This window comes from Mycobacterium sp. TH-M82, assembly GCF_057473605.1.
In genome coordinates this window covers 1-3,779 of record NZ_JBYCKY010000052.1, presented here as the reverse complement: position 1 = coordinate 3,779, position 3,779 = coordinate 1, and the positions used below count along the sequence as shown (strand labels likewise).

General features: G+C 70.0%; 2 protein-coding genes. Both read right to left on the bottom strand.

Going from position 1 to position 3,779, the window contains the following annotated elements:
* A partial coding sequence (locus AC2VON_RS01660) for a beta-ketoacyl synthase N-terminal-like domain-containing protein (protein ID WP_486951375.1) occupies positions 1-582 on the bottom strand: 582 nt, incomplete at its 3' end.
* Between the two features lie 17 nt (positions 583-599).
* Positions 600-3,779: type I polyketide synthase (locus AC2VON_RS01655; RefSeq protein WP_486951374.1), on the bottom strand; the 3,180-nt coding region annotated here is incomplete at its 5' end.

The window sequence follows — 3,779 nt, the reverse complement described above, 5'->3', positions numbered from 1 at the left end:
CTGGCAGGCCAGGTGCACCGCGACCAGCGCCGACGAGCAGGCGGTCTGCACCGACAGGGCGGGGCCGCGCAGGTTGAGCTGGTGGGCCACCCGGGTGGCCAGGTAGTCCTTGTCGTTGTTCAGCGAGAGGTTGACCATCTCGAAGGTGACGCCCTGCCCGATGACGGTGTTCGGGTCGCTGTGCGACATCAGGTTGTACAGCAGGTACCCGCTGGTGGTGCTGGTGCCGAACACGCCGACCGCACCGTCGATCCGCGCCGGGTCGTAGCCGGCGTCTTCCAGCGCATGCCATGTGCACTGCAGGAACAGCCGGTGCTGCGGGTCCATCATCTTCGCGGCCTGCGGCGTGAGGCCGAAGAAGGCTGCGTCGAACTCGTCGATCCCGTCCAGCAGCGCGGCGCGCCGCACGTAGGAGTGGTTCGCCAGCACCTTCTCGCCGATGCCGGCGGCCAGCAGATCTTCCTCGGAGACGTCGACGATCGACTCGACGCCGTTGCGCAGGTTATTCCAGAACGCCGACAGGGTGTTGGCGCCGGGAAATCGCCCGGCCATGCCGATCACCGCGATAGCGGTCGTCGGCATGGGTTCGTCGTTGCCCGTCACACTCGGCCCCCCACCTTGCGCCGGGCCGCGGCCCGCTGCCGCGCTGCGGCGCGCTGCTGGGCACGGGTCCGGACACCGCCGGTATCGTCGGCCGCACCGCTCTGGTCCGGTCCGCCCAGGTCAAGCCGGCGGAGGAGGTCGGCCGTCAGGTCGGCCAGCGTTGCGCCCTGCAGCAGCAGTGCCACCGGCGGTTCCACCTCGAAATCGCCCCGGACGGTGTTGCGGATCCGCACCGCCATCAGTGAGTCCAGGCCCAGGTCCGTCAGTGGCTTGTGGGCGTCGATGGCGCTGCCTTCGGGATAGCCCATGATCGCCAGGATGCGTTCGCCCAGCCGTGCGGTGGCAACTCGGCCGGCTTCCGCGACGTCCATCTCGCGAAGCGCGCCGGGCCCGGCCCAGTCGTCGTCAGCGCCGCCGAGTTCCAACTCGTCGGCCAGGGCGGCGAAATACCCGAGCTGGGAGATTTCCGGGAAGGCGGCCGCGCCGCGGTCCAACCGCAGCCGGGTTACCCCCACCCGGCTGAGGCCGTCGGCCAGCACTGCCTCCAGGGCCTCGATCCCTTCGGCCGGGGTGATGGGATCCAGCGCGCTGAACGTCAGCGAGCGGGCGACCCCGATGTCGGACCACTGACCCCAGTTGATCGTGGTCGCCGGCAGACCGCAAGCCCGCCGCCAGGCGACCAGGGCGTCCAGCCAGGCGCTGGCGGTGGCGTATGCCACCTGCCCTGGCGCACCCAGCAGCGACGACGTCGAAGAAAATCCGACCCACCAGTCGAGTTCGCAGGCCGTGCTGGCTTCGCGCAAGGCGACGTGCAGCCGCACGGCGCCGACGGCCTTGGGCCCCCAGACCCGTCCCAGGCTTTCGCGGGTGAGGGTGGTGACGATCTCATCATCGATCACGGCCGCACCGTGCAGCACTCCCCGCAGCGCCAGCCCCGTTCGTTCGGCGGCCGCGACGAGTTGCTCGGCGACGCCCGCTTCGGCGATGTCGCCGCGCACGAGGGCGATCTCGGTGTGCTGTTCCAGTTCCGTGAGGACCGCGCGTTGCTCGTCGGAGGGCTCGGACCGCCCGTTGAGCACGACGCGCCCGGCGCCGCTGTCGGCGAGCCAGCGGGCCACCACCAGACCGATGCCGCCGAGGCCGCCGGTGACGATGTAGGCGCCGTCGCGCCGGACGACCGGGCGATGCTCCTCCGCGCCCAGCGCCGCACGGGACAGCCGCTCCGCGTATCTGTGCCCGTCGCGCCAGGCGATCACGTCGTCGGTGCCGGCTCCGCCCGGCCACGTCGGTTCGGCCAGCTCGGCCAGCAGTGGGGTCAGGGAGTCATCCGGCAGATCCACCAGAGTGGTGCGCAGGTCCGGATGTTCATAGGCGAGCACCCGGACGAGTCCTTTGAGGGCACCGATCGACGGGTCGCCCGGCTCATGACGCCCACTGCCGGTGACCGCCAGACCGTTGCGGGATACCAGCCACAGCCGCGGTGACTTTCCGTGCCAGCCTCCGACGAGCGCACGCACCGTCGCCGCGACGGCCCAGGTCAAGTCACGCCCACGCAGCACTTCGGCGGCAGAGGCGTCAGAGGCGTCAGAGGCGTCAGCAGCATCAGGGGCGACAGGGGCGGCGATGCAGCCCGGCGAACCCTGGCGGGTGAACACGATCACTCCGGCCGGCGGAAGCTCGGGATCGGCCGCGGTTTCCGCGAAGGCCTCCAGCACGGTGGATTCCCGGGACAACTCTGCGCGGAGCACCCGTGGGACGGTCGATCCGAACTCAGCGACAAAGCCGTCTGCCAGTTCCTCGGTTCCGGCGCCGTCGGTCAGCACCAGCCAGCTGCCGTGCCCGGGAGCCGTTGACTGCGTGCCGGCCGGGATCGGGGCTGCCGAAGTATCGACCCAGGTGGTGCCGAAGAGCTTCTGCGTCAGCGGCAACGGCACCGTCCGGCTCTGCACACGCTGCAGGTAGATCCCGGTCAGCTCGACGGTCGGGGTTCCGGTGTCATCCAGCAGCATGACGCGACCGCCGATGCCGGCCGTGCCGTCGCGGTCGTGTTCGATGACCTCGGCGTGGCAGCGGGCGCGTCGGCCGGTGTCGCCGAAGACCCTGACGGTCTCCACCGATACCGGTAGGTAGGTGGCGTCAGCCGATCCAGCCGATCCAGCCGATCCAGCCGAAGATTCGACCGGCAGCGCGGCCGCCAGGCACTGCAGCGCCGCGTCGAGCAGCACCGGATGGATCCGGTAACAGCGGTGCGGTGCGGCTTCGTCGGGCAGAACAATCTCGGCCTCTGCGGAACCTCCGGATTTGCGGGTGATCCGCGTCAGCGCGGCGAACGCCGTCCCGTGATGCAGGCCGGTGCGGCGCAGCGCGGCGTAGAACTCTGCCGGCGGCAGCACTGTATCCCCTGTGCCCCCTGTGCCCGTCCACGCTGCCCCGCGCTGCACCGCCTGTGCCGCCTGTGCCGCTGGTGCCTCCCGGATCCGGGCGACCGCGTGCCGCAACCAGTGTCCGCCGGGTGAGCGGGAATGGATCTCGACACGGATGTCTGCAGTGTCGGGGATGTCGCCGTCGCAGTCTTCGTGCGTCAGCTGGGTCGTCACCGGCGTTCTATCGTCGAGCCGCAGCATCTGTTCGATCTCGAGCCGATTCAGCGTCAAGGCCTCGGCCGGCAAGCCCAGGGCTTCGCTCGCCGCGGCCAACGCCATCTCCGCGAAACCCGTTGCGGGCATGACAACTTGGCCGTGCACCTTGTGGTCGGCCAGCCACGGAATGACGTCGGTTCCCACATCCGTCTGCCAGACGTGGTCGCGGCCGGAAGGCAACTCGACGTGCATCCCCAGCAGGGGATGCGCACTGGTCGGCTGATGATTCGCAGATGACGGTGCAGCCCAGTACTTTACGTGCAGCCACGGCCTCGGTGGCAGGTCCACACGGTGTGCTGCGGGGCCGTCGGGCTGCACCGCTTCGGCCGGTGGGGGTCGCACGGTGGCCAGGCTGGTGTGGAAGCTCAGCGTTTCGGGGTTGTCCCGGTGCAACGTTCCCGTCACCCGGCTGTCGCCGGGTGACCCTGCCGCAGCCAGGCTCTCGGCGATGGCGTAGGTCAGCAGCGGATGCGGACTCATCTCGACGAAGGCGGCGTGATTGTGCGCCAGGGCGGTGATGGCCTGACTGAACCGCAC